The organism is uncultured Methanobrevibacter sp., from assembly GCF_947166415.1.
In the GTDB taxonomy this organism is placed as follows: Archaea; Methanobacteriota; Methanobacteria; order Methanobacteriales; family Methanobacteriaceae; genus Methanocatella.
This window is the reverse complement of record NZ_CAMVEE010000010.1, coordinates 1-24,422: the sequence shown is the minus strand read 5'-3', so window position 1 is coordinate 24,422 and position 24,422 is coordinate 1. Positions and strand designations below refer to the sequence as shown.

General features: G+C 32.6%; 25 protein-coding genes and 1 pseudogene. 7 read left to right on the top strand and 19 right to left on the bottom strand.

Annotated features, from left to right (window positions below; translation table 11 throughout):
• Positions 1–4: 4 nt before the first annotated feature.
• The 4 genes from Q0W25_RS03275 to Q0W25_RS03260 all read left to right on the top strand — a co-directional run bounded on the left by Q0W25_RS03275 (position 5) and on the right by Q0W25_RS03260 (position 5,074).
• On the top strand, positions 5–1,507 hold the full coding sequence (locus Q0W25_RS03275; RefSeq protein WP_292740437.1) for a class I SAM-dependent DNA methyltransferase: 1,503 nt from the start codon (positions 5–7) through the stop codon (positions 1,505–1,507).
• A 38-nt stretch (positions 1,508–1,545) separates the two neighbouring features.
• A complete protein-coding gene (locus Q0W25_RS03270) occupies positions 1,546–2,766 on the top strand; it encodes a restriction endonuclease subunit S (protein WP_298518870.1) in 1,221 nt (406 codons plus the stop codon).
• Between the two features lie 138 nt (positions 2,767–2,904).
• A complete protein-coding gene (locus Q0W25_RS03265; protein ID WP_298518867.1) occupies positions 2,905–4,128 on the top strand; it encodes a restriction endonuclease subunit S in 1,224 nt (407 codons plus the stop codon).
• Between the two features lie 10 nt (positions 4,129–4,138).
• Positions 4,139–5,074 carry a DUF4268 domain-containing protein gene (locus Q0W25_RS03260; RefSeq protein ID WP_298518864.1) on the top strand — a complete coding sequence of 312 codons (936 nt, stop codon included), beginning with the start codon at positions 4,139–4,141 and terminating at the stop codon, positions 5,072–5,074.
• 137 nt (positions 5,075–5,211) lie between these two features.
• Here Q0W25_RS03260 and xerA read toward each other — a convergent pair whose 3' ends face one another.
• Positions 5,212–6,162 carry a site-specific tyrosine recombinase/integron integrase gene (xerA, locus tag Q0W25_RS03255; protein WP_298518951.1) on the bottom strand — a complete coding sequence of 317 codons (951 nt, stop codon included), beginning with the start codon at positions 6,160–6,162 and terminating at the stop codon, positions 5,212–5,214.
• Complete coding sequence (locus Q0W25_RS03250) at positions 6,074–7,459, bottom strand: restriction endonuclease subunit S (RefSeq protein ID WP_298518861.1); 1,386 nt, start codon at positions 7,457–7,459, stop codon at positions 6,074–6,076. The genes xerA and Q0W25_RS03250 overlap by 89 nt, the downstream gene beginning before the upstream one ends.
• Positions 7,460–7,536: 77 nt before the next feature.
• On the opposite strand from Q0W25_RS03250, the pseudogene Q0W25_RS09020 reads away from it, so the two are divergent.
• Positions 7,537–8,043: pseudogene (locus tag Q0W25_RS09020) on the top strand (restriction endonuclease subunit S); the annotation flags it as partial.
• A gap of 698 nt (positions 8,044–8,741) precedes the next feature.
• On the opposite strand, the gene Q0W25_RS09015 reads toward Q0W25_RS09020, so the two are convergent.
• From Q0W25_RS09015 to Q0W25_RS03165, 17 genes are all read right to left on the bottom strand, one after another.
• The gene (locus tag Q0W25_RS09015) at positions 8,742–9,017 is read right to left on the bottom strand and encodes a transcriptional regulator (RefSeq protein ID WP_367270520.1); all 276 of its coding nucleotides are present in this window, start codon (positions 9,015–9,017) and stop codon (positions 8,742–8,744) included.
• Positions 9,018–9,455: 438 nt separating this feature from the next.
• On the bottom strand, positions 9,456–10,403 hold the full coding sequence (locus Q0W25_RS03240) for a hypothetical protein (protein WP_298518855.1): 948 nt from the start codon (positions 10,401–10,403) through the stop codon (positions 9,456–9,458).
• A complete protein-coding gene (locus Q0W25_RS03235; protein ID WP_298518852.1) occupies positions 10,396–11,427 on the bottom strand; it encodes a hypothetical protein in 1,032 nt (343 codons plus the stop codon). Before Q0W25_RS03235 ends, Q0W25_RS03240 begins: the two co-directional genes overlap by 8 nt.
• 12 nt (positions 11,428–11,439) lie before the next feature.
• Positions 11,440–12,297 carry a hypothetical protein gene (locus tag Q0W25_RS03230; RefSeq protein WP_298518849.1) on the bottom strand — a complete coding sequence of 286 codons (858 nt, stop codon included), beginning with the start codon at positions 12,295–12,297 and terminating at the stop codon, positions 11,440–11,442.
• A gap of 4 nt (positions 12,298–12,301) precedes the next feature.
• Positions 12,302–13,360 carry a hypothetical protein gene (locus Q0W25_RS03225; protein WP_298518845.1) on the bottom strand — a complete coding sequence of 353 codons (1,059 nt, stop codon included), beginning with the start codon at positions 13,358–13,360 and terminating at the stop codon, positions 12,302–12,304.
• Entirely contained in the window at positions 13,361–13,960 is a 600-nt protein-coding gene (locus Q0W25_RS03220; RefSeq protein WP_298518842.1) for a glycosyltransferase family 2 protein, read from the bottom strand.
• The gene (locus Q0W25_RS03215; RefSeq protein ID WP_298518839.1) at positions 13,947–14,216 is read right to left on the bottom strand and encodes a hypothetical protein; all 270 of its coding nucleotides are present in this window, start codon (positions 14,214–14,216) and stop codon (positions 13,947–13,949) included. Before Q0W25_RS03215 ends, Q0W25_RS03220 begins: the two co-directional genes overlap by 14 nt.
• A gap of 24 nt (positions 14,217–14,240) precedes the next feature.
• A complete protein-coding gene (locus tag Q0W25_RS03210) occupies positions 14,241–14,492 on the bottom strand; it encodes a hypothetical protein (protein WP_298518836.1) in 252 nt (83 codons plus the stop codon).
• Positions 14,489–14,662, bottom strand: coding sequence for a hypothetical protein (locus Q0W25_RS03205; protein ID WP_298518833.1), 174 nt, complete (start codon positions 14,660–14,662; stop codon positions 14,489–14,491). Before Q0W25_RS03205 ends, Q0W25_RS03210 begins: the two co-directional genes overlap by 4 nt.
• Positions 14,659–14,850 (bottom strand): hypothetical protein, encoded by a 192-nt coding sequence (locus Q0W25_RS03200; RefSeq protein ID WP_298518830.1) that lies wholly within the window; start codon positions 14,848–14,850, stop codon positions 14,659–14,661. The genes Q0W25_RS03205 and Q0W25_RS03200 overlap by 4 nt, the downstream gene beginning before the upstream one ends.
• 66 nt (positions 14,851–14,916) lie before the next feature.
• The gene (locus Q0W25_RS03195; protein ID WP_298518827.1) at positions 14,917–15,693 is read right to left on the bottom strand and encodes a hypothetical protein; all 777 of its coding nucleotides are present in this window, start codon (positions 15,691–15,693) and stop codon (positions 14,917–14,919) included.
• Position 15,694: 1 nt separating this feature from the next.
• Positions 15,695–16,885, bottom strand: a complete 1,191-nt coding sequence (locus Q0W25_RS03190) for a hypothetical protein (RefSeq protein ID WP_298518824.1) — start codon at positions 16,883–16,885, stop codon at positions 15,695–15,697.
• A 241-nt stretch (positions 16,886–17,126) separates the two neighbouring features.
• Positions 17,127–17,759 (bottom strand): CatA-like O-acetyltransferase, encoded by a 633-nt coding sequence (locus tag Q0W25_RS03185; protein ID WP_298518821.1) that lies wholly within the window; start codon positions 17,757–17,759, stop codon positions 17,127–17,129.
• Complete coding sequence (locus tag Q0W25_RS03180; protein WP_298518819.1) at positions 17,756–18,046, bottom strand: hypothetical protein; 291 nt, start codon at positions 18,044–18,046, stop codon at positions 17,756–17,758. Before Q0W25_RS03180 ends, Q0W25_RS03185 begins: the two co-directional genes overlap by 4 nt.
• Entirely contained in the window at positions 17,998–19,125 is a 1,128-nt protein-coding gene (locus Q0W25_RS03175) for an MATE family efflux transporter (RefSeq protein WP_298518816.1), read from the bottom strand. The genes Q0W25_RS03180 and Q0W25_RS03175 overlap by 49 nt, the downstream gene beginning before the upstream one ends.
• An 822-nt stretch (positions 19,126–19,947) precedes the next feature.
• A complete protein-coding gene (locus Q0W25_RS03170; RefSeq protein WP_298518813.1) occupies positions 19,948–20,904 on the bottom strand; it encodes a hypothetical protein in 957 nt (318 codons plus the stop codon).
• Between the two features lie 64 nt (positions 20,905–20,968).
• Positions 20,969–22,279, bottom strand: coding sequence for a hypothetical protein (locus Q0W25_RS03165; RefSeq protein ID WP_298518811.1), 1,311 nt, complete (start codon positions 22,277–22,279; stop codon positions 20,969–20,971).
• A 324-nt stretch (positions 22,280–22,603) separates the two neighbouring features.
• On the opposite strand from Q0W25_RS03165, the gene Q0W25_RS03160 reads away from it, so the two are divergent.
• Together Q0W25_RS03160 and Q0W25_RS03155 are read left to right on the top strand one after the other, a co-directional pair.
• Positions 22,604–22,936, top strand: coding sequence for a DUF2085 domain-containing protein (locus tag Q0W25_RS03160; RefSeq protein WP_298518808.1), 333 nt, complete (start codon positions 22,604–22,606; stop codon positions 22,934–22,936).
• A 312-nt stretch (positions 22,937–23,248) separates the two neighbouring features.
• Complete coding sequence (locus Q0W25_RS03155) at positions 23,249–24,040, top strand: zinc ribbon domain-containing protein (RefSeq protein WP_298518805.1); 792 nt, start codon at positions 23,249–23,251, stop codon at positions 24,038–24,040.
• Positions 24,041–24,422: the final 382 nt, after the last annotated feature.

Sequence of the window (24,422 nt, the reverse complement as noted above, 5' to 3'; positions counted from 1 at the left end):
TTGAATGGTAAAAGATAATAGTAGTGAAATAGGTTTTGAAAAACAAATATGGGATGCAGCTGATGAACTAAGAGGTTCAATGGATGCATCAGAATATAAACATGTAGTATTGGGATTAATTTTTCTAAAATATCTATCTGATAAATTTGAAGAAAAATACCAAGAACTTGTTGAAGAAGGAGAAGGATTTGAAGAAGATATTGATGAATATACATCAGAAAACATTTTCTTTGTTCCACCTGAAGCTCGTTGGTCCCAAATAGCTAAAAAAGCAAACACTGCAGAAAATGGTCTGGCAATTGATAAAGCAATGAAAGCTATTGAAGATAACAACAAATCACTTGAAGGAATACTACCTAAAAACTTCTCAAGACCAGAACTTGATAAACAAAAATTAGGAGAAGTTATTGACATATTCACAAATGTCCAAATGTCAGAAAAAGGAGATAAAAAAGATATCCTTGGACGTACTTATGAATACTGTTTAAGTATGTTTGCAGAAACTGAAGGTAAAAAAGCAGGAGAGTTCTATACTCCAGCATGTGTTGTAAAAACTCTAGTTTCCGTCTTACAACCATACAATGGAAGAGTATACGACCCGTGCTGTGGCTCCGGAGGCATGTTCGTCCAGTCCAAAAACTTTATAGAAAACCACAGTGGAAACATTAAAAAAATATCAATATACGGTCAGGAATCAAACCCTACAACTTGGAAAATGGCTAAAATGAATTTAGCTATCAGAGGACTTGAAGCAGACCTTGGAGAACACCAAGCTGACACATTTTTAAATGATTTACATCCAACACTTAAAGCTGATTATGTAATGGCAAATCCACCATTCAACCTTAAAAAATGGGGGCAAGAACAAATAACAGATGACCCTAGATGGAAATACGGAATACCTCCAAAAGGAAATGCAAACTTCGCATGGATGCAACATATGATTCATCACTTATCACCAAAAGGAAAAATTGGACTTGTATTAGCCAACGGTTCACTTTCATCAACAACATCCGGTGAAGGAAAAATCAGACAAGCAATTGTTGAAGATGATCTTGTCGAATGTATTGTTGCACTTCCTACACAATTATTCTATACTACTGGAATACCAGTTTGTCTATGGTTCTTAAACAGAGATAAAAAACAAAAAGGAAAAACATTGTTCATTGATGCACGTGAACTAGGAACCATGGTTTCAAGGAAATTACGTGAACTAACTGATGAAGATATCGATTTAATTGCTGACACTTATACTAAATTTGAAGAAGGAACTCTTGAAGATGAAAAAGGATTTTGTAAAGTTAGTGATTTAGAAGAAATTAAAAAACATGATTTCATATTAACTCCTGGACGTTATGTTGGATTTAAACCCGAAGAAGATGATGGAATACCATTTGAAGAAAAAATGAAAACATTAACTACTGAATTAGGCGAGTTATTTAAAGAATCTAATGAACTTGAAGATAAAATTAGGCAGAGTTTAAAAGAAATTGGTTTTGAATTCTAAATTTGAATTATTATCTTTTAGTTAAAGGAGTGGTAAATTTGAGTTTAGAATTAAGTAATTCACAATATAAATTAGAAGATTTGTGTTTACAAATTACAGATGGTAAACATGGAGACTGTGAAAATCAAGAAAACTCAGGATATTATTTTGTTAGTGTAAAAGATATTGATGAAGGTGAAATTCATTATTCCAATGCTAGACAAATAACTAAATATGATTTTGAAGATACTGATAAAAGAACAAGATTAGAAAATGAAGATATACTTATTACAAATAGTGGAACAATAGGTAAATTTGTTTTTGTAAATTCTCCCTTATCTAGAAAAACAACATTTCAGAAAAGTGTAGCAATAATAAAACCAAATAAAAATAAAATACTACCAAAATTTTTATATTATTATTTGATTTCAGAAAAGAGAAGATTAATCGAATATGCTGGAGGAACAACACAAAAAAATTTACTTTTAAGAGATATTCGTAATTTTGAAGTTGAAGTTCCAGATGAATTCCATCAAAAGAAAATTATAGAAATATTGAACACTATCGATGAATTAATTAAAACTAAAAAAAAGTTAAACAAAAATTTAAATCATCAACGAAAATTATTATTTAAAAATTGGTTCATTGATTTTAACGACTTTTCAGATTATGAATTATATGACACTGCATTTGGTTTAATTCCAAAAACTTGGCATATATATGATTTTAAAGAAATATTAACAAAAAGAACTGAAAAAAGTAATGATGATTCAATTCCAATGTTTTCTGTTACAAATACTGGCATTCACCCCAGAGAAGATAAATTTAATAAGAAACTTTCTGCAAGTACTTCTAAATTTAAATTAATTTATAAAAATGATTTAGTATTTGGGATGAGTAGAGAAATCCTCAATTGGGGATTGATGGAAGAACAAATTGGCGGAGTTAGTTCTGCATACAATGTTTTTAGAATTAATGAGGAAAAAATCAATCCATTCTATTTAAAATCATTTATAGAAAATTATATACCTTATTTTAAAGACATTATAAAACCTGCATCTAGAGAAGGTCAAGGTATTGATCAGAATGTTTTATTAATAAAGCAAATTTATGTTCCTCCAGAAAATATTTTTAATGAATTTTATAATATTGATATCAACTTCAACAAGTTAATTAATTTGAATAAAATTAAAATTGATAAATTAACTAACTTAAGAGATGTTTTACTTCCGAAGTTAATGTCTGGTGAAATCGATGTAAGTAATATAAATTGTGAATAGGGATAAAATAAAATAATTTTTTGATATAAATGTAACTCAATTATGGTGTATTTGGCATTTAATAAGCATTTATTAATTTAAATATTATTATTATATAAAATAAGTTAAAAATAATAATTCAATGTATAGGTGATAAATTTGAGTTTAGATTTTAAATATTACAAAATTGATGATATTGGTGAGGTAGTTTCAGGAGGCACTCCATCAACAAGTAAAAACGAATATTGGTATGGAGATATTGGCTGGATAACTCCTAAAGATCTATCCTCCTATGAAGACATTTATATTTCAAGAGGAGAACGTAATATTTCATCAGAAGGATTAAATAATTCTAGTGCAAAATTAGTTCCAAAAAACACCGTCTTAATGACCTCCAGAGCGCCTATTGGTTATATTGCAATAGCTAAGAATGAATTATCAACAAATCAAGGATTTAAAAGTTTAATATGTGATGAAAAAATTTGTCATTACAAATATTTCTATTATTGGCTTAAATTAAATATTAAATACATTATTAACAACTCTAACGGATCAACATTTAAAGAAATATCTGGAGGAACTTTTAAAAATCTAGAGATTTCATTACCTTCAATTAATGAACAAAAAGCAATTAGTTCTGTTTTATGGACAATAGATGAGAAAATTTCTGTCTTAAAAAGGATAAACAAAAATTTAACAAAATTAATAGATACAAATTTTAAAAACTATTTGTTAAATTTTGAAAATTATTCCGAAGATGACTTAGTCAGTAGTGAATTTGGACCAATTCCTAAAGAATGGGAAGTAAATAATTTAACTGGAATAGCTAATTATCAAAATGGATTGGCAATGCAAAAATTTCCTCCTGAAACTCCTGAAGATTCATTTAAAGTTCTTAAAATTAAAGAATTACGACAAGGATTTTTTGATGAATCCAGTGATTTATGTTCAAAAAACATTAAAGAAGAATGCATAGTTTATGATGGTGATGTCATATTTTCTTGGTCTGGAAGTTTATTAGTCGATATTTGGACAGGAGGAACTTGTGGACTTAACCAACATCTTTTTAAAGTGACCTCTTCTAATTTTGATAAATGGTTTTATTATTGTTGGACTAAATTTTATTTAGATCAATTTATCCTAATTGCAAAAGATAAAGCAACAACAATGGGCCATATTAAAAGACAACATCTTGAAGAATCTTTAGTTTTAATTCCTGATGAAGAAACCTATTATAATCTAACCATTCTATTTAAACCTCTTTTTGAATATTTAACTAAAAATAAAATTGAAATTAAAAAACTACAATCATTAAGAGATACTTTACTTCCTAAGTTAATGTCTGGTAAAATTGATGTCTCGAAGATAAATTGTGATTTATAATGGTGGTATTATGGAAAAATTAGGTAAGCTTGAAAAAGTTAAGGATTTACGTTCTATTTGGCCGCATGAGGCTAATGATTTTACTAAATGGTTGGCTAGAGAAGAGAATTTGGCTACTCTTGGTGATGAGATTGGTATTGATATTGAGTTGAGGTCTACGGAGGCTAAAACTGGTTCTTTTAGTACTGATATTTTGGCTGTTGAAGCCAATACTGATAATAAAATCATTATTGAAAATCAGCTTGAACATACTGATCATGATCATCTGGGTAAAATTATTACTTATGCTTCTGGTCATGATGCAAAGACAATAATTTGGATTGTAAGAGAAACACGTGAAGAACATAGACAAGCTATTGATTGGTTAAATGAACATACTGATGATGAAATAAATATTTTCTTATGTAGGATTGAATTATGGAGGATTGGTGATTCTGCTATTGCTCCTAAGTTCCAAATTATATCTAGCCCTAATAAATGGACAAAGACAATAAAAAGAAGTTTAGATAATGAAATGACATCTACAAAAATGTTGCAATATAATTATTGGGCTAAAGTAAAAGATGAGATAGATAAGAACTACCCTATATTTAATTCTAGAAAACCATATGGGCAAAATTGGTATGATTTAGCAATAGGTAGTAGTTTAGCACATATATCCCTTACTATCAATACACAGAAGTCTGAAATAAAATCTCAAATTTGGATTAGTGATAGTAAGCCATTATTTGATTATCTATATGAATCTAAACAGGAAATTGAGTCTGAATTGGGTTTTGAATTAAATTGGGGAAGATTAGATAATAAAAAAGCATCTTATATTAGCATTGTTAAGACTATGAATGTTCGTGATGAATCTAATTGGAGCTCCATTATTGATTGGCAACTTGATAAGGCTTCTAGGTTATATGATGTATTTTCAGATAGAATAAAGAAATTTAATTAATTCTATCCTACTTTTTTATTTAAAAATAGTTATTTATTCTTATTTTTCAATTAGACATTAATCAGATTTTTATTTATATTAACAATAACATTGTTATATTGGTATTTTATAAGATTTTTAGAAAACTAAACAATAATTTATCCTATGAATTTTCTATGAGCTATTTTCACATTACTTTGGTTTACCATTGCATATTGCATTGTCGTGTCAATTTGCACATGCCCAAGTAGTTTCTGAACTTGTTCTATTGGCATTCCCTTATCAATTGCATTGGTAGCCATTGTTCTTCTAAATTTATGTGGATGTACCCGGTCAATATTACATTTATTTCCCAATTCTCTTAATCTAGTTTCTATACCACTAATTCCCAATCTATCATAAGGACTGTTTAATGAAACAAATAAAGCAGGATTATCATCAGTCCTTGATTGTAAATATTCCATTAAATGTATTTTTGTTCTTGCATCAAAGTAAACTACTCGTTCACTTTCACCTTTTCCAAAAACAATGCATTCTCTTTCATAAAAATCAATATCTTGAATATTTAACCTTACAAGTTCTCCAACCCTTATCCCAGTTGATGTTAACAGTTCTACCATTGCAAGATCCCGTATTTCATTACAATTATCCCTTAAGACTTCAAGATTTTCATCAGTCAAAACTTCTTTAACTACACGCCCGGTTTTAACTCTATGTATTCGTCTAACAGGATTTTTGATAATATAATCTTCATCTTCTAACCAGGAAAAGAAACTTGAAAATATTCTTCTAATATTATCTATTGTTGTTTTTGAAGAGTTATTTTCATTTTTATGATCAAAAAGATATTTTCTCAAATCATCAGTATTAATATTATAAACTTGCTTTTTAATTTTCATTAACATTTTTTCGATTGTTGATTTATAATATGTAATTGTTTTTTCAGAACATCCTTCAACTTGTTTTGCAGATAAGAAAAGGTTTAATAATTTAAAATTATCTACTTCACTTAATTCATTATTATTGTCTATAATTTCTATATCTTGAAGTGAATTTAGTAAAGAATTTGTTAATTTTATATATTGGCCTTGATTTAAGTAAGGTTTCATTTGATTTTGTATTTTGGATATAATCTTTGTTTTCATTTAAATACCTCCATAGATACTTTAGAGGATTTAATATAAACTTTATGATAATTATTTTCAAATCACAATTTATCTGTGAGACATCAATTTCACCAGACATTAACTTAGGAAGTAAAGTATCTCTTAATTTTTGTAATTTATTAATTTCATTATAACTATCCCTAATTTTTTCTATAATTGGAAAAACTAATTCATGGAATTCCTTTAAAACATTTTCTGGAGGGATTATAATATCCATATCTCCTAAACCATTATCCCAAACAGCATAAGGCATGGTTGTTCCTTTGGAAGTATTTTGAGCATACTGTATTGTTTGATCTAAATTACACAATAATAAAAGATAACTTAAATATTCCTCTTTTTTAGGTTTTAAAACAAAACATGTTGACCTAGTAACTCCAGAACATGGAGAAATAACAACTCTATGGAAATAAACTCTCATAGCTCCAATTAAAATATCATTTTTATCAAATGTGATTAAACTACTGTTGGCTTCATCATCAGATTTCAATTCAGAAATACCTAATGAATTCATAGGTATAATATCAATTGGAAGATAAGGCAATCCATTTGTTTCATTTGATTTAATAGGATTTTTTGTTAAGATTAATAAATCCCTTAAAACTCCACAGTTCCATCCTTCAGGAATATCCCCTAAAAAGGTTTTTGTAAAATTAGAATTTTCAAATTTACCAAAACTAATAAACCAATAATTAAAAATAGTATGTAATAATTGTTCTAAATTTTTGTTTATTTCTTCATTTATGGCTATTTTTTCATCAATGCTTTTTAGAACTCCAATTATTTTCTTTTGATTCGCAATATCTGGATAATTAATAGGAAATTTTTTAAAATCTTTAAGAATTATTCTTGGAATAACTGAACCAGAGGTATAAGTAGTTTGAATATATTTTTTAATTGATGGATTTTCCAAATAATATTTTAGGAATTCGGGCAGTATTTTGTTTTTATTTGCTCTTATGATTGCTATTGATGATAAAAGAACCATAGGATATTCTTCTTGGTATATGAAAATATTTGATAAAGGGGATCCATCTTTTGCTATTAAGATATCCTCATTTTTAGGAGAGCATCCCGATTTAACTAATTTGTCATAATCCTCCTCAGATATTTTTCTACAATCAGAATAAATAAATTTATATGCCCCCATATCTTTAACAGATGCCATATAATAACCTTCTACCTGTGAAGGAGGGCTATGATGAGAACCATCTGTAACCAATTCACATAAATCAATCAAGTTATCCTCTTTAAAATCTAAACTCAAATTTGTTTTTGAAAATTTCCGCATAAAATTTGAGTTTAGAATGGAAAACTGTGACATTAGGATCATGTTGTAATTTTCAAGAAGGATACGTTAATCCATCCCAAAAAAATCCAGAATACTTTAATGGAGATATTAAATGGATAAGAGCTGTTGATTTGAATGATAGTTATGTTTATGAAACTTCTAGAACTTTAACAAGAGAAGGATATAATAGTGCAGGAAAAAGTGCTTTATTATTTAAACCAAATACTATTGTAATAAGTAAATCTGGAACAGTGGGTAGACTAGGGATTATTAAAGATTATATGTGTGGAAATAGAGCTACTATTAATATAATCCCTCATAATAATATTTCTATGAAATTCATTTTTTATGTTTTAAAATATCATCAAAGACATTTTAAGGATATGGCTGTTGGTAGTGTTCAAAAAAATTTGTATGTTTCAATTTTAGAAAATTTAGAGATTCCTTTACCTTCAATTGAAGTTCAAAATAAAATTGCTACAGTATTATCTAATATTGATGATAAAATTGATTGTATGAATAAGATAAACAAAAATTTAGAAGAACAAATTGAAACAATATATAACTCATTTTTTGTTTATTATGATGATTATTCCCAAGAAGAGTTAGAAGAATGTGAGATTGGAATAATTCCAAAAGAATGGAAATTATTATCTTTAGGTGAAGTAACCACACAGATTAAAGAAAAAGTTGGGGATAAGGACTATAAAGTATTTTCTGCTGTAAATACAGGGAACTTGATTTTATCAGAAGAATATTTTGACAAACAAGTTTTTAGTAAAAGTATTGAAAAATATATTGTGGTTAAACAAAAAGAATTTGCATATAATCCTGCAAGAATCAATATTGGTTCTATTGGAAGAAATGATTTTGATTATGATGGTTGTGTAAGTCCTGTTTATGTTGCTTTTAAAGTTGAAGAAGAATATGAAAACTTCATGAATATGTTTATTCAATCAGATAGGTTTAAACAATGGGTAATTACATTAGCATCTGGTTCAGTAAGACAAACATTAAATTATGCTGATTTTTCAATAATAAAACTAGCTTATCCCCCAATAGATCTTATTAAAAAGTTTAATAATATTTATGATAATTATTATGAAGTAATTAACTATAATAAATCTGTAATACATAATTTGGAAAAAATTAGAGATATTTTACTTCCAAAGTTAATGTCAGGCGAGATTGATGTCTCAAAGGTAAATTGTGATTTGATTATAGTAAATAATCATTTATCGAATTCAATATTTTCAACTACTTCCGCACCTTTATCCGTCAACCTATACAGTCTACCTTTTCTAACTTCTGGATTGATACATTCAACCAGCTCATGCGCTTTCAGCTCAGACAATACCTTTGAAATATGATTTGTCCTTATCCCCGAATCTCGGGCAATGGCACTTGGTATTTTTACATTACCTTCCAGTGCCTTCATTGTTTTTGTCCTATATTTAGAAATCTGAACATAGCTGATTTCTATTAAGAGTTCATCTGACAGTTCCATATTATCACTTATGAACTTCTTAGAAAATAAATGGTATTGTTGTCATAGCTACATGATGCATCCTGTGGCTAACCTTAAAAAAACAGCATTATTTTTTTGAAAAGAGGTCAGATTAAAAAAGAAAGAGTATTTGGTGTTTAATTTTTTCGGAGGAGAGTTAAACACCAAAAATTGAGGTTGTGGAAAATTATTCTGGCAGAAGAAATTTTCCAGCTTTGTATTAAATTAGAAAATTGTGGAAAACTAATCTAATACGACATATTTGTATTTTGGAGATTGTATAGTATTTAACTAGATAATATGTTTTGTTCAAGTGAAAATTTAGGCATGCCTAAATTTCATCACTTGTATAAAAGTTTGTCATAACCATATATAAATGTTTCTAAAAATTTATGCATGCCTAAAAATATGGGGTGAATCATTCCAATTACAGGCCACCTAACTTCTGACGAAATAAATCGTATCGCTGTCATAGCTACTTAACGCATCATATGCTGCTTGAGTCATAAACCTAAACTTACCAAAGACTCCATATTCAACACCCATATAAACAGGCCCTGTTGATTTTGCCAAATACATTTGTATTCCACCAGAATGTTTTAATGGTATCACTGAATATGGATCAAGAGACTCACTATCCCATGAAGTTCCGTTATACTCTTTTATGGCCATGACAGAGCTTGTGACAATAGCTACACGATAACCTGCACTAACGCCAGTAGGCAAAGTTGTTGTTGTCAATATTTGGTCTACCGGTAGTTTCCATCCAGCCTCCTCATCACTGCCCTGACCAGTTGCACCTGTAGCACCAGTGTCTCCAGTGTCTCCTTTAGGGCCAGTTGCACCAGTATCTCCCTTAACGCCACTATCTCCGGTATCACCTTTAGGACCAGTTGCACCGGTATCCCCTTTCAAATTCCCAACGCTTTCCCAGGCATTTCCATTCCAGACATAAAGGGAACCGTTAACCAGATAGCTGTCAGTTGCATTGCCTGTCGGATGAGCGTTTATCAGTTCCTGGTAAGTGTTATACGAACCTTTAATAGTAGTACCAATACCAGTAGCTCCAGTGTCCCCAGTCGCCCCGGCCGGTCCAGTATCTCCAGTAGCTCCTGTGTCTCCAGTATCTCCCTTAGGTCCTGTGTCTCCTTTCTCTCCAGTTGCTCCAGTCTCACCCTTGTCTCCTTTACTACCTGCCGCACCAGTTTCTCCTTTATCACCTGTATCACCTTTTGGTCCTGCCGGTCCAGTATCACCGGTTTCACCTTTCAATCCAGCTAACTGTTCCGGTGTGAAATCTTCATATGTGAATGCATCACCAGTATCTCCTTTTTCTCCAGTATCTCCGACTACTCTTCCGATTGCTATCCATTCTGTTTCACTCATTGTTTTCCTCCTCATGTGTCCATGGTTCAACTTTTATGCTTTCAAATTGGATGTGTCCTCCTGCATCATAAATCATTACTGCAGGATAGAAAGCATCAAATGTTATCTTATCGCTTATATCTCCTTCATAGGTATACACATTAGTTGTCCCTGCTCTTATTGTTGCTTTGACATATCCGTTGTCATAATACAAGTCAAAATAATAGAGCTGTGAATCCAAAGTCAATTGCCCAGAACTGATATTCAAATCCCTTACTACATGGTCTGATGTTGAATATTTCAGTCCTTTGTTGCCGGGATATGCTCCCAGTTCCAGGATTTTTGTATCTCTGTAATGGCTTAATGATTTTGAATTGAGTAATGCAATGGCATCTCCCCATCCCTGGTTGCTGTCCTTTTTCTGGTAAAGTGCCACTTCAATATGGATTCCGTTACTTCCGCCAATAGCATTAGCATATACTTTTGGTATTGCCATTACAACGCTTGAGCTTCCAACGTCCTTTGATAGATTAAACACTTCAGAATAATTCACTTCGTCTATGTCAAATGTGTGTGAAATGCTTGCTGGATATTTGACAATGTCAAAGTTTTCAGGTTCATAGTTCCATGCGTAATCTGAAAAGCTTTCAAATGGAACGCAGGAATAATTGATGTTTATGACTTCCTTTTTTCCGACTTTACAAACAACAGTTCCTGTTGCATCCTGAACATATTGCACTGTAATTGCTGATTTTCCATTGGCATCTGTTCTGACAGTGCTGTGGACTCCATTAATCCACCAGTCAACCGGAATACCATCGTCCTCCAATGTTACACTATATTCAAAACCTCCAGGAGTAACTATATTTGATTTTACAGTACTCAATATTGTCACTCCAAACATCATAACAAGTCTTTCAACTAATTCAAATATTGTCAATGAATTGTCCCACCAGATATTATACTCTGTCAGCTTGTTTCTGATTTTTGTTCGTGTAGTTCCGAGTCTTGTGTTTTCTAAAATAACATTGCTGGCTATGCTCACTATAACACCTCCCTATTCTGGTTCATAATATATTTTGGTTTCCCATGTATTACAGGTTGTATGGCTGCTTGTCTTGTAGGCAACTGATCCGTATGCTCCAAAGACTATTTCATCTGAATTCCATGTGTCAAATGGATCCCATGTTCCAGATATTAATTCATTGCCACTTGTGTCCTTGAAAAGGTAGCTCATCTCATAGTCATCGCCTTTTTCCAGTATCATTGTTCCTGAAGCGAACGGGTGATCATGATCATATGTTGAACTTCTTTGATTTCCCCATCCGTCATCAAGTGAAAATACTCCAGGATATCCTCCAATGGAACCTATGAATGTTCCTGTGTACCCTCCTGTGTTGTAGTCTTTAACCAGTCCTGACTCTGAGTAATTTGCATCTATCATGAATCCTATTCCCATCAGTCCATTCCATCCATCGGTTATGTTGAACTTGGATTCAATTCTCCAGCCGTTATTGTCTCCATAGTAATATGTTCCGGGTGTTGTGATGAATTTTCCAAATGCTGCTGTATAATACCATCCGTTTTCCGTAAATTGGTCTTGAGTAGTATCTCTTGTATAATCTGCATGGTATTTTCCATTGCTGGCACTTGACCATGTTGCATCACTGATATTGGCTAGTTTATACATTGTTCCAAGTTTTCCGGCAGTATTCGGATTGACATTAGCATCTGTCTTGAATATCGGAAGGATTTCATACCTGTCAATCAATTGATTGATAGTGTCAGACTGTTCATAGCTAATTCCTGCATTTGTGAGTCCAGTTCTTAAATTGCTTCTGAGTGTCATCAGTCTGGTGTTCATTGTCTGTTCATTGGCCAGTATTTGTGAAAAGTCAGGTGGTGTGAAAGTCATTTAGCTAGCTCCCCAATAGGTTCAAGTTGGCAGTCTGTGTGGTTGTTATTGTTCCAATACTTGTTTGCAGGTTTTCAATAGCTGTAGCTACTGGTGCATTTTTGATGGCATTGGTTGTGTCTGTAGTGTCTAATGTACTTGCGAGATTTACAGGTCCTGTTGCACCTGTAGCACCAGTATCACCTGTATCACCTGTATCTCCCTTAGGTCCGGTATTTCCAGTATCTCCTGTATCTCCTTTAGGCCCTGTTGCACCAGTATCTCCAGTGTCACCTTTAGGTCCTGTGTCTCCAGTATTTCCAGTTGCTCCAGTATCACCTTTTTCACCGGTTGCTCCGGTTTCACCGGCAGGTCCAGTTATTTCACTGAATTGGATGATGGCTGTTGAATTTTCACCTGAAAATATGATTTGTCTGTGTGCAGAGTCTTTATAGACTTCAACACTGGTGCCGTCATTACCTGTTGCACCTGTGTCTCCAGTATCTCCTTTCGCACCGGTTTCACCAGTATCTCCAGTATCTCCTTTTGGTCCGGCAGGTCCGGTATCACCTGTTTCGCCTTTCTCACCAGTTGCTCCGGTTTCACCGGAACTACCACTAGCTAATTTAAAACAGTTAACGTAATTGTATTCATCTGAATCTTCAACTGGATGTAATGCTAAAAATTCACCGTCATCTGATTTGATGGCTCCGTTTTCACCTAAAGCAATTTTATCAGCAGGTGAAATATCACTAATTCCACTGGCAAGTTTGAGTCTGTATAGTTGACCTAACACTAACACACTTGCTTTTCTCTGGCCACTGTCCATTACAACAGGATCATTAACGACAATACCTATTGGCACTTCATCATCACTGCCAGCGTATTTTTTCACCATCTCTTTTCCTATCTGTGAATTTGGAGATATTATAACTGTATCTTCAGGATAAAGTTTATTTGTGTATTCATAGCCTATGCTTTGTCCTGTTTCTGTTACTACATCTTTTGAGGTTATATCTCCATCATCGAGTAAAAATGTAGTGACTTCTTTTCTTCCTTCCAATAAAACGATCTGGTCTTGCATTTAAACACTCACCTCATATATGTGATTTCCTTTAATCTTTGGGTTACATTTGATATTCATTCCGTATTTTCTGGCTTCACTGCAGAAATATAAATCTTCAGAAAGTATTGTGTCATTCCCATAGATTACATATTTGAAATATGGAAATGCCATTTTTCTAAAGACATTAACATTAACGAGACTGATTCCAAGGCCACCTCCTTTAATGTCAAAGTGATCATTAGCTTCCATTAATGTTTTTCCATAGATCATATTTTGATTGTTGAAATCCTTTCCAAAATCAAAGATAACAGACTCATCTGTTCTTGTTCTCTTTTTGAAATACCATCCTAAAGCAATGTCTGTTTCACATTCCAATAGCTTAATAAGAGCATCCTTTGGAACACTGACATCTGAATCCACCATTAACACATAGTCAAACTCATGCTTGATTGCTAGTTTGGCTATTTCGTTTCTTGCACGTGCACAGTCATATCCTTTCACATAATCGAAATAAAGATTAAAATTCTTAGGATTTGTCAGACCATAGATACTTTTGAAACACTCAGGTTTGATATTTTCAAATGTTGGAACAGCAATTAGAATTTTACCTTTCGCCATCTACATTACCTTCCAACTTTTTGATTCTATCTTCCAGTTCATCCAAATTTATCTTGTCTTCACGCTCACATCTATACTCATAAATGTCAATTAATGCAACAATAACGATGGCCAATGTAAATGGCAATAGTCCTTCGATTAAAGCATACTTTGTTGCATTGGTCATTATGATGTTGATAGCTATCGCTGTTAAAACAGCACTTGAAATTGTTTTGGTAAAGTTGCAGATGAGTATCTTCTTTTTTATTTTGTTCATGATAACAATATCCTCCAGAGAAGTTTATTGTTCTTCAGGGAAACCCAAAACTCTTTTAGCTTTTTGTTTTGCGTCTTCAACATCTCCTTCTCCTCTTATTCTACTTGCGTAATGACTAGCTATACCTAAGATTATCATGAGAATACAATAAGGAACAGTGTTTTCACTTATGCCTAATGCTTCTGAATATAACATGATAACTGGAATAGCTGTAACAAGAAATGAAGTTAAAATGTCAATGTCTTTTCTGTTTGCTTCTAACCATTCGTAAATCATTGATTATCACCTATTGCTATTGGATTTTCAAAGTCTTTGTATGTGTGGCTGATGATTACTCCATCAACGCACATCTTTTCTTCAGACCTGTATACTTCTTCAGCGTTTTCTTCGATGCTCATCCAGGATTCGTATTCCTTGATTGTTTCAAAGTATTTGATGTATTTCATTGTGTCTCCCAAGTTATTGAATAATATAATATGCCGTTTTCTATTTTGAATTCTATAATGGGTTTAACAGCGTAAGGATATCCGCTATCGACGTATCTTGTGCCGTTCCAGTAGAACCAGTGGCCTGTTGACTGGTCGATGTATGGTCCTTTGTTTTCTAAAGTTCCTACCAGTTTCCTTATTGTCATGTTATTCCCTCACTAATAATATTATATTTTTTATTATATATTTTATTATATAAATTATTATTTATTTTATATAAAATGTATACTTTGGCCATCATCACAACCTTCCCATTCCATGTATAACTTGTTATCTTCCCATACGAACCTTACATTATTTACAATAGCTACATCCGGAAGCTCACAATAGGTAACGCCTTCTGCATCCTTAACATAATTGGCCTGCGCCATAATGTTAGATTCTGAAGGTACAATCATATTAACGACATGAGTTATCTCATCCTGTTCAAAACTGCAATCTCCAAGATCAATACAGTTCTGAGATTCAGGATACATTTCAACTTCAGACATTTGTCTATAGACTCTAATGTAATCCGTATGTTCATTTTCTTGAAGATTAACGATTGACAACATCCTTAAGTCATGACCTTCGACTGGATTGCACTCGCCGTCACTGTCAATGTAGATCCGGGTATTCGGCAATATATCTTCAGCCACTGGCCTTTTGAGTTTCAATCTGAAAACATCTCCCAATACCGCCACAGCAACTAATGTTAATCCAGATGTTTTAACCTGAACTTTACCTAAAAGATAACCGAAAGCCAATTCGCCTGCCTGGGCTTTCCTAACTATTGTATGTTCCATAGTTGAGGACATGTCTAAAGTCACCATATCACCGACTGCACATTGATTGGAACAAATCCAAGCTGTATGTTCATCATTAACATATGTTCTTTCGCCCTCATCAAGAAGGCAAGCTATTACGTCCATTTTCTCTGTATGTTCGAGGCCAGTTGGATATCCACGGCCATGTCCGATTGTTGATGCGTCATCATAATCTATAATCATTTTAAAACACCCAATCCCAATTATGATTAATTATTTTATCTGGAATATGAAGTCCAGTATCGTCCATGTCACTATCATTAGCGTCCCACATTAACGTTGAGCCTTTGTAGGCCTTAGTGTATTCATGACTTCCTTTATATAGGCGAATTCCAGTTTTATCTCTTTTTGTTACTGTTACTTGAGGAATTCCATTGGCTGCAAACAATGGAGATGGAAATACTAACAACCATTTTAGATCAACATAATTGAAATCTTCGAAATCAGTTGTAGCATAAAATGTTGGAGAGATTTGAATTTCCGCATAATTGGTTTCATAAATCTTACCAGTATTGTTTCTGCTGAATCCTTCCAGGTAATCTGAGCTGTTTGAGGTTCCTGTACCTACACGGCCGTGACGGTGATATTGTTTATAATTTCCCTCCTCGTCACTGCCTGAAGCATAAGCATCAAAGGAACTTGCCATTACTAAAGTCTCAGCACCATTAAACATGCAATAGTCCTTTTCCTCATCTGCCCAGTAGCATATTGTGCCTTTCGTATCTACTCCATAAGTTGTGAGACTGCCATCAGCTTGCATCATGACATTTCCAAAAGTTGAACCATGATATGTTGCATTATCATTAACATCAACATTTCCCCCAATACGTTTAAATCTGGCTACAGTAACACGGTTGTTACTTAAAGATTGACCTGAAGCAAATGTTGTAATTAAATCAGTTGGAGAAGTTCCTTCAAGGTTTGGAACAAATCTAGCTCTAAGAAAATGACCTCCATCTGTTGAGTCATTGTTTGATGATAAACCTGAGTAGTTCATGAAAAATTGTGAGTATGTATCAGAGTTTGCATCAAACATTAACACATCCCCTCCAGTTGATAATGTGCTTGAGAAGGTTGTTCCTGTATCATGGACGTCCAGCAATAGCTTTGTGGTTTGTGAAATCTGGCCAACCGGAACTCTAACTAAAATGGCCGCAGGCTGTGATCCGTAAGTTGGAATGTATAATGCCTGACATTCACTACCACCAATTGTTTTGATTTTCAGGTTTTTCAAATCACTTCTGAAAAGATTGGAATAAGAACTGCTGGCTAGATTGTCCAAGAAGATATAATCATAGCTGGATGAATAGCTACTGCTCCTCTGGTTGTAATTGCTCATGACAATATTGATTTGTAATTTTTTCTGCAATGTCATGATTAATATTTTATTATCCTTTTTATATAAATTATATAATAAAATAAGTAATAACATTAACGGTTTGATATCTGGAATAACGATTACTTTTTTTCCCGATATATATGCAAGTTTTTAGATGAAACCAACATTAACAATGCCTGCCGTTAATGTGAAATATGTTTCAGGAAATGGAAACTAAAATGTAGTTGTTGATTTAAATTACAGATTATGCTAAAATTAAAAAAGGAAATTGAATGGATTATTTTTCAAATAACCTTTCAGGATTTGTTAAATATTCTTCTGTCTTTTCATAGAACAGTTTGAAATGCCATCCGAATATAAACACATGACTTGCAGTCATAGAAATTGGTATTCTACCGTCAACCAGTTTTCCCCAGCTGATTACAGGCATTATCTGATTTGGACTTGCGATGATGTTTGTCATTGAATCAAAGTCAATCCATGGAATGCAAGACAAGTTTGCAATTGGAAGCTCATCTCTCATCATAGGCTCAACCAGAAACTGATTGTCCTCAATGTTTGCTTTCTTGTTTTCAACATAATCATTCCATTTATAGATATCTTCAAACTCGGACGGGGGAACTATCTCAATTTCACGAATGCTATAATCTTCCTGCATTATCGGACTTACTGCATTGATGTGGTCATATTCAATGATATCACTGTCCTTGATTCTTAATTTGAATTCAGGTATTTCATTTATTGCTTCCAGAATGCAGGCAGCTGTCAGATTAAAGAAAGGAATGTTTTCCATTTTGGACATTTCATAACATTCTTCTGCTTTAACTCTAACTGTCATTGAGTATCTTGATGTTAAAAAATCGCCGAAGGGCAATTCATCAGCTTTGATGTCTGTTATTTTATATTTCATGCTTTCACCATTTTTCCTAGATAATTATTTGCATAGACAATGGCTATTAATCCTCCGATTGTGTATCCTACAAGTATTCCGAACCATACTCCATTTATTCCCCAATCAAATACTATTCCAAAGAGCACTGCAAAGACTGTTGCACATATTGCCTCACGAATAATAGTAAAGGCCAGTGAATGTGTTCCTTTGCCCAGCCCCTGGAATACGTATGTTGAAATGATTCCTCCTGGAAATACTATAAAGAACCATGCGAATATGTGGAAAAATTCAATTGTCGGTTCCAAAAGTCTTGAGCTTGCGCCATATGAGATATGTATGCTATTTGTGGTGCAAAGACTAAAAAGATTACGAGTGCCACCACTCCAAGCAGCGTTCCTATTTTCATGGCATAATCATATGCAGCTTTCATGTTTTTGAAGTTCCCTGCGCCGTAGTTTGCAGCGACTATTGAAATTAATGCTGTTGATATTGCCATCATAGGTTCAGTGGCTAATGTCACCATTCTCCAGCCGTTTTCAAATACAGCAACCGAATCAGTTGTTGAAACTGCCAGGATTATGAAATGCATTATCGCCGTAATGCATGTTATGAATATCATCTCACAGATTGACGGAATGGCCACCTTAAGCATATCTTTAATGATAAATGATTCATAATCAAAATTTGCCAATGTAGGATTCAGATATGTGTCCTTTTTTATGTAAATCCAATATATTATTATTGCAAGGACAATAGCTAATGAAATGATTGTTGATAAGGCCGCTCCAAACATTTTCATGTTGAAAGTGTATATGAAAATCGGATCAAGCACCATGTTTACAATTGCGCAGAGAACCATGACATACATTGTCCTTTTGGTGTCTCCTTCGGATCTTAAAAGTCCGTACAGTGCATTCGGCATTACTACAAATATACTAGCGATAAAATAGATATGGCCATAGTCAAGAGCATATCCTAAACTAGGACCCCTTGCCCCCATCAGCATTAGCAGTTCTTTTGCAAATACTGAAAAAATTACTGTTACAATAACTGAAAAGATCAATGACAGTAACACTCCATGGGCTGCGGAATTGTCTGCTAGCTTATCGTTTTTCTCTCCGATGTATTTGGAAACGACGGATGTTATTCCAGCACCAAGGCTTGTTCCTATGCTTATTATTAAAAATTCCAATGGTATTACAAATCCGACCGCTGCAAGCTGGTCTGCACCGAGTCCAGCTACCCAGAATGAATCGATGATATTATACAATGAAATTACCATCATTGACAGCATTAATGGCAATGATAATTTCATGACTGCTTTTTTAGGGTTTCCCCTCAGTAAATTTACTCCTTGTGTTTCTTGTTTAATAGAATCTCCCATAAGATTAGTCTCCTTTAATAAATTGTTTAAAGTGTTGAATTTTGAAAAACTATCGAAAGCAGTAGCTAATGGTGTTTACCTGACCAAAAGTTCTAAGATAGTTTTTGGTATTAAAAAAAGTCTTTTATAATCTTGGGGATGCTACTACACAAATACACATAATAATAACTATGGATTAATTTTATATTTAAAAATTTTTATTAATTTAAATGATTGCAATTTTAAAAAAAGAATGAGTCTCCTTGGAGTCATGATGTCTTGCCGTACTCATGTTATAAGCGAGCCAATTCGCCCAGGCCGACCCGATGCCGACCGAAGGGAGGCATCTGTGGGAGGCCTGGGTGAATAGAATTGGCGAGCAATACTATAGGATAGAATAGACTCTTGTTGGGGTTGTGTAGGTAGACAACTAATAAAAGATTATGTTCCGTCCGAGCGAAAGCGAGGACTGGACGCCTTGAGCGTAAGCGAAAGGCCAATACTATAGATCTAACAATAATAGCCATGTCACGCCCGAGGAACAGGGGCTTGTCCCCTGTTCCGAGTTTATGAATTTGGCATAGATGAATTCGTCAAATTTAAGAACCGACCGTTTACCGGTCGGTTCGAGGGTTAAGTTTTGATAAACTTTAATTCCTTGCATTGGCCTCATGGGTAATTAAAGGGGGGGGGCTTGTCCCCCCTTAATTAGGCATTAAGGGTTTCAATGCAAGATAGTTAAGGAGAAGTAAAAACAACTTCTCCCCGATTATGAATAACGAGTTTTCCTACATATCAAAAATTTTTAACTCCGGTGAAAAAGCAATTAAAACACCATCATAGCTAAATTCTTGTGCGGTTAAAACCCATATCTTTTAATATCTTATTATATTCTTCACGGGTTGTGAAAGAAGGTGCATTCTCATCTCCGGCGCTTCCTGTTTCTCCAGTTTCACCTACATCACCAGAGTTTGCAGGATTTCTTCCTCCAGGTGTGGAACCATCATTACTAGCTTCAATTTTTATTCTTCTCTCAGCTAGCTTTTCCATCAGCTCCATATCAACATCACCGGACAATAGCTTATCTATTATCTCTTTATCCTGAGCATTCTCATTATAGTTAAAGTTATACTTAGCTTCGTACTCTTTTATTTTCCTTTCATTTTCAGCTTTTCTTAATTCAGATAATTCTTTTAGAATGTCATCTTTAGAATCTATGAATTCCTTATTTTCTTCAATAGCTTTTTTTATCTCATCATATTTTTTAGATTCTTCTTTTAGATTATTTATTTCATCCTGAAGCTTTCCAATCTCAGCATCCTTACCTTGCAACTTCTCTAACAATAAGCTAGTTGCTACATTAGTGTCTTTCGCAGGTGGCTGTGGCTGTGCTTGAGGTGTTGGTTCTGGATTTGGATTTCCAGTTTCACCAGTTATTTCAGAATTCAAAAGTCTTATTTTTCTTGGGTGTTTAGTAACGCCTACGTCTATTAAGCTCATAGTATCAATTCCAAATGAATCTCCATTATTTTTTAATAAGACATCAACTTTAGGAGATAATCCTTTTCCTTCCATATCCAGTTCATCCGGAACTTCAATGAATAGCTTTCCTTCCTCGTATTCAATATTATTTCCAATGCCAACGTAGATATTGCCATGTTCTGAAGTTAGTGGAATTCCTCCACGGTAATTTTCAGCTATTAGCTTTAGATCATCTTCAGTCCATTCAACAGGTTTGTCAAGTCTATCGTCCAGGTCGGAGTAGTCATAGGATCCGACTTCAAAAAGTTCATGTCTCATCATTATCACATTTTTATTATATTATTTATTATATATTTTATTACTTATTTTATATAAATATTTATTATACTTCAACACCACTTTCAGTTACAATCCTTTCACCAACAGGCTGTTCCTCTTCAAAGTTACTTAAATAGTTTTTATAAATCTCATCACCTTCAGAAGAAAGTTCCATAATGTATCTTAAAACATCATCTCTTGAATAGCTGAAATAAATATCTAAAGTTTCACTAATACCCATTAACTCCAACTGCAAGTTCAATAGCTGATTGCAATACTTTAACACCCATTTCTGGTCATTGGCCACATTAACAATGAAACCTGTAATAGCCGAATCGTTAATGTACTCGGCCACATTCTGATTAGACTTTTCATTACCCGCTTGAGATTGCGGAGTTACAAAAGTCCTTAAAATATTATTCCTAAATATTTCAGTTTGCCTAGTATAGTCAGACTGGTAGTTGTTACCCCCAAGGATTTTAGATTCAATTCCTGGAGGTACAATAGCTACATTACTTCCCGCAGTAGTTCCATAATCAGCATAAAGATTTTCCTTAGCAGTGGATGAAAGTTCAGTAATATACGGTTGACCGTTCGCATCCATCGCAGGCTTAACTTCAATAATATTATCCTTATTAATTCTCTCTACCTGGTTTCTCTCCAAATTACATTTATGATAAATATCATCAAGACAATTTAAGATAATGCTTTGAGCTTCACAGTAGATTTCATTATACATGAAGTTAATAACCTCTTCAGGTTCGTACTTAACCGTTAATGTTCCCTCTTCAACACTAACATAATTAGCGAACTCTTCAGGAGATCCAGCAACAATATCCTTAGGCATTTCATGAAGATATAGCTGCACTTCATTATCATCATTAAACTCTTTCTTTAATCCATAGCCATGTGCTCCAATTTCTAAAAAGATAGGTTTAACATATTTTCCAATACTTTTATCCCAACGTTGCACAGGTTTAATTAGGCCTTCCCCATCAACCATTCCACCTTGCAGAATATTTTTAGCTACTTGGCTGATGTCAATTTTCCGAGCCCATAAAATTAAAGTTAATTTCTGCTCTTGAGATAACTTATTTTCCTTATCAACAAGCACCATATTAACATTAGCCTTATCAATTCTATTTTTCAAAATTCCTGAAGTATAACCGTCAAGCTTAACAGCATAACGAGCATTAGCTATTGTCTTATTAATTACCGGAGGGAGCACATCAGGCAAGTCAAGACCAGTATTTATCCCATCAGTTCTAGGCTGCCTTTCATCTTCACCCCAATAGCTACGCTTAGTATTATACTGTTCTACACGATTATTCAGCAATCTTGTTTTGATATAATCAGTAAGTCCCATGATAATCATTTCCAAAATATTTTATTATATTATTTATTATAATTTTTATATAAAATAAGTAATAAATTTAATGTAGTTAAAATATATCCTTAACTAATTTTTTAACATACAACAATCTTCTCAAATTCAAATTCATAGCTCAATGGAAAATTAATGTAAATCTTAATAAAAATCTTAATTTCATTATTATTTAAAAATAATAGCTTAATGATGTTAAAAAAACAAAATCGATATATATATATATATATAGGATTTTAAACTTAATAATTGAAGAAATTATACATAAATTAATAATAATACGGTATTATTAAAAAATTATGGAAGTATTGGTTTATGGGCATTTATGAATTTGTATTTAAAATTGGAAGTCATTTATGTCATCAAAAGCCTGAAAGAAGTTTTTTCATTGGAAAATATCAGTTTCCATTTTGTGCCCGTTGTAGTGGAATAATATTTGGTGTATTAATTGGATTGCCTTTTTCATTATTAGTACAATTTGAAAACTTTTATTTGATGATTCTTTTATGGATTCCAATGATTGTTGATGGTTTAGTTCAAAAACATACTTCCTATTTAAGCAATAATTTGCGAAGATTAATAACTGGATTATTATTTGGATTTGGATATATTTATGTATTTATGATGTTAGACATGATGTTTTGGTGATAGTATGGTTGCAATATTAGCATTTATAGGTTTATTAGTCTGTGTTGGTGTCTGTGCATCTTCATGTTCAGATTTACAAAATTAAATGTAAGATTTTAGATAGGGTGATAAAATATGTTAGCTTTGATAGGATTGATTTTTGTATGTGGTATTGTATGGGTCGTATGTTCTGAATGTAATATGGACCAATAACTTATACCAATAAGACAATTTTCGATTAATTAATTTTTATAAACAATTTTAATTATCATAATCCAATACAAAAATAATTAAATTAATTTTAAAAATTAAATATTTAAAAGGAGACAAATAATGTCAATACTATTAATAATAGCAATAATATTAATTATTGTAGTAGGTTGTGCGTTATTTAGTGGAAGCAATTCAAATAACCCACAAAATTCACATGCAAGTAACCAAGCCAAAAGACCTGCAAATACTTTTAACAAAACTTCAGGCATTAAATGGAAAAATTGTCCTAACTGCAATCATAGAATTAATGAAGTGGCAAAAAAATGTCCATATTGTAATTATGAATATCCAGGATATTCATCATCTAATTTTAGTTATACTTCATATAATAAGTCAAAATATTGTCCTGAATGTGGCCATAAATTAAATGGATCAGCCATCAATTGTGGATTCTGTGGTTATAGTTTTAGTAATGGAAAAGTAACTGGAGGAAATAAAATGAATACAAGACATATTAATAAAAATGGTTTATCTTTTGATTGTCCAGACTATTATGATATAGGAAGTTATCCTAGTAGTGATGAATCTTATTCATCCATTGTAGCTTTATCAAAAAATGATAGGCAATCTGAAATATATGTTATGAAGTATAGAGATTATGCTTTTGACAATAATGCAAAAAGGAATACATTTTTATTAAAAGAATATCTCAGAATGAAAGGATATGAAAATATTACTGAACATAGAAGTTTACCTTACTGTTTTAATGCATATGCTTATTCTGAAGTAGGAAGAATAAAAACAACCATATTATTTAATTTTAATTATCCATATGTAATCAATATAGTTGGTAATACAATATCTAATTATGACTTGACTGAGGATATAAGAGTTATAAATAACACAATTTAATCCAATCGCTTTAATGAAAGTATATCCTTAATTCTCCTAATCAAACACAGAGGATATTCTTTCACATATTATTTTCGCGTCCTGCAGTTATATTTATTCCAGTTTTTTAAAATGCGTATTCATCATCATGAATTGTTTGTTTCATCAGTCACGAAGAAAATCCGGTTTCAAAAATATTAAACTTTATTCATCCGACAATCTGCAATCAATACTTACTTTAATATACTCTCATGACCAAAATATTATATATTAAATTATCATGTGCTCTACTTGGTTGGTGGAAACTTACTCCTATTTGACAAATTTAATATATTCGTTTTGACCAATTTTTATATGAGCATTTTATACAAAAAGTGTCGGGTAAACAAATATGTCAAGTATG

What these genes read in the sequence shown, in the direction of transcription:
- Q0W25_RS03260 (WP_298518864.1), top strand. Translation starts at nt 4,139, where the DNA reads ATGGAAAAATTAGGTAAGCTTGAAAAAGTTAAGGATTTACGTTCTATT.
- Q0W25_RS03165 (WP_298518811.1), bottom strand. Translation starts at nt 22,279, where the DNA reads ATGATTATCATGGGACTTACTGATTATATCAAAACAAGATTGCTGAAT.
- Q0W25_RS09015 (WP_367270520.1), bottom strand. Translation starts at nt 9,017, where the DNA reads ATGGAACTGTCAGATGAACTCTTAATAGAAATCAGCTATGTTCAGATT.
- Q0W25_RS03200 (WP_298518830.1), bottom strand. Translation starts at nt 14,850, where the DNA reads ATGACAATAAGGAAACTGGTAGGAACTTTAGAAAACAAAGGACCATAC.
- Q0W25_RS03175 (WP_298518816.1), bottom strand. Translation starts at nt 19,125, where the DNA reads ATGGGAGATTCTATTAAACAAGAAACACAAGGAGTAAATTTACTGAGG.
- Q0W25_RS03225 (WP_298518845.1), bottom strand. Translation starts at nt 13,360, where the DNA reads ATGCAAGACCAGATCGTTTTATTGGAAGGAAGAAAAGAAGTCACTACA.
- Q0W25_RS03160 (WP_298518808.1), top strand. Translation starts at nt 22,604, where the DNA reads ATGGGCATTTATGAATTTGTATTTAAAATTGGAAGTCATTTATGTCAT.
- xerA (WP_298518951.1), bottom strand. Translation starts at nt 6,162, where the DNA reads ATGAAACCTTACTTAAATCAAGGCCAATATATAAAATTAACAAATTCT.
- Q0W25_RS03275 (WP_292740437.1), top strand. Translation starts at nt 5, where the DNA reads ATGGTAAAAGATAATAGTAGTGAAATAGGTTTTGAAAAACAAATATGG.
- Q0W25_RS03195 (WP_298518827.1), bottom strand. Translation starts at nt 15,693, where the DNA reads ATGATTATAGATTATGATGACGCATCAACAATCGGACATGGCCGTGGA.
- Q0W25_RS03205 (WP_298518833.1), bottom strand. Translation starts at nt 14,662, where the DNA reads ATGAAATACATCAAATACTTTGAAACAATCAAGGAATACGAATCCTGG.
- Q0W25_RS03220 (WP_298518842.1), bottom strand. Translation starts at nt 13,960, where the DNA reads ATGGCGAAAGGTAAAATTCTAATTGCTGTTCCAACATTTGAAAATATC.
- Q0W25_RS03240 (WP_298518855.1), bottom strand. Translation starts at nt 10,403, where the DNA reads ATGAGTGAAACAGAATGGATAGCAATCGGAAGAGTAGTCGGAGATACT.
- Q0W25_RS03155 (WP_298518805.1), top strand. Translation starts at nt 23,249, where the DNA reads ATGTCAATACTATTAATAATAGCAATAATATTAATTATTGTAGTAGGT.
- Q0W25_RS03190 (WP_298518824.1), bottom strand. Translation starts at nt 16,885, where the DNA reads ATGACATTGCAGAAAAAATTACAAATCAATATTGTCATGAGCAATTAC.
- Q0W25_RS03215 (WP_298518839.1), bottom strand. Translation starts at nt 14,216, where the DNA reads ATGAACAAAATAAAAAAGAAGATACTCATCTGCAACTTTACCAAAACA.
- Q0W25_RS03210 (WP_298518836.1), bottom strand. Translation starts at nt 14,492, where the DNA reads ATGATTTACGAATGGTTAGAAGCAAACAGAAAAGACATTGACATTTTA.
- Q0W25_RS03230 (WP_298518849.1), bottom strand. Translation starts at nt 12,297, where the DNA reads ATGACTTTCACACCACCTGACTTTTCACAAATACTGGCCAATGAACAG.
- Q0W25_RS03170 (WP_298518813.1), bottom strand. Translation starts at nt 20,904, where the DNA reads ATGAGACATGAACTTTTTGAAGTCGGATCCTATGACTACTCCGACCTG.
- Q0W25_RS03185 (WP_298518821.1), bottom strand. Translation starts at nt 17,759, where the DNA reads ATGAAATATAAAATAACAGACATCAAAGCTGATGAATTGCCCTTCGGC.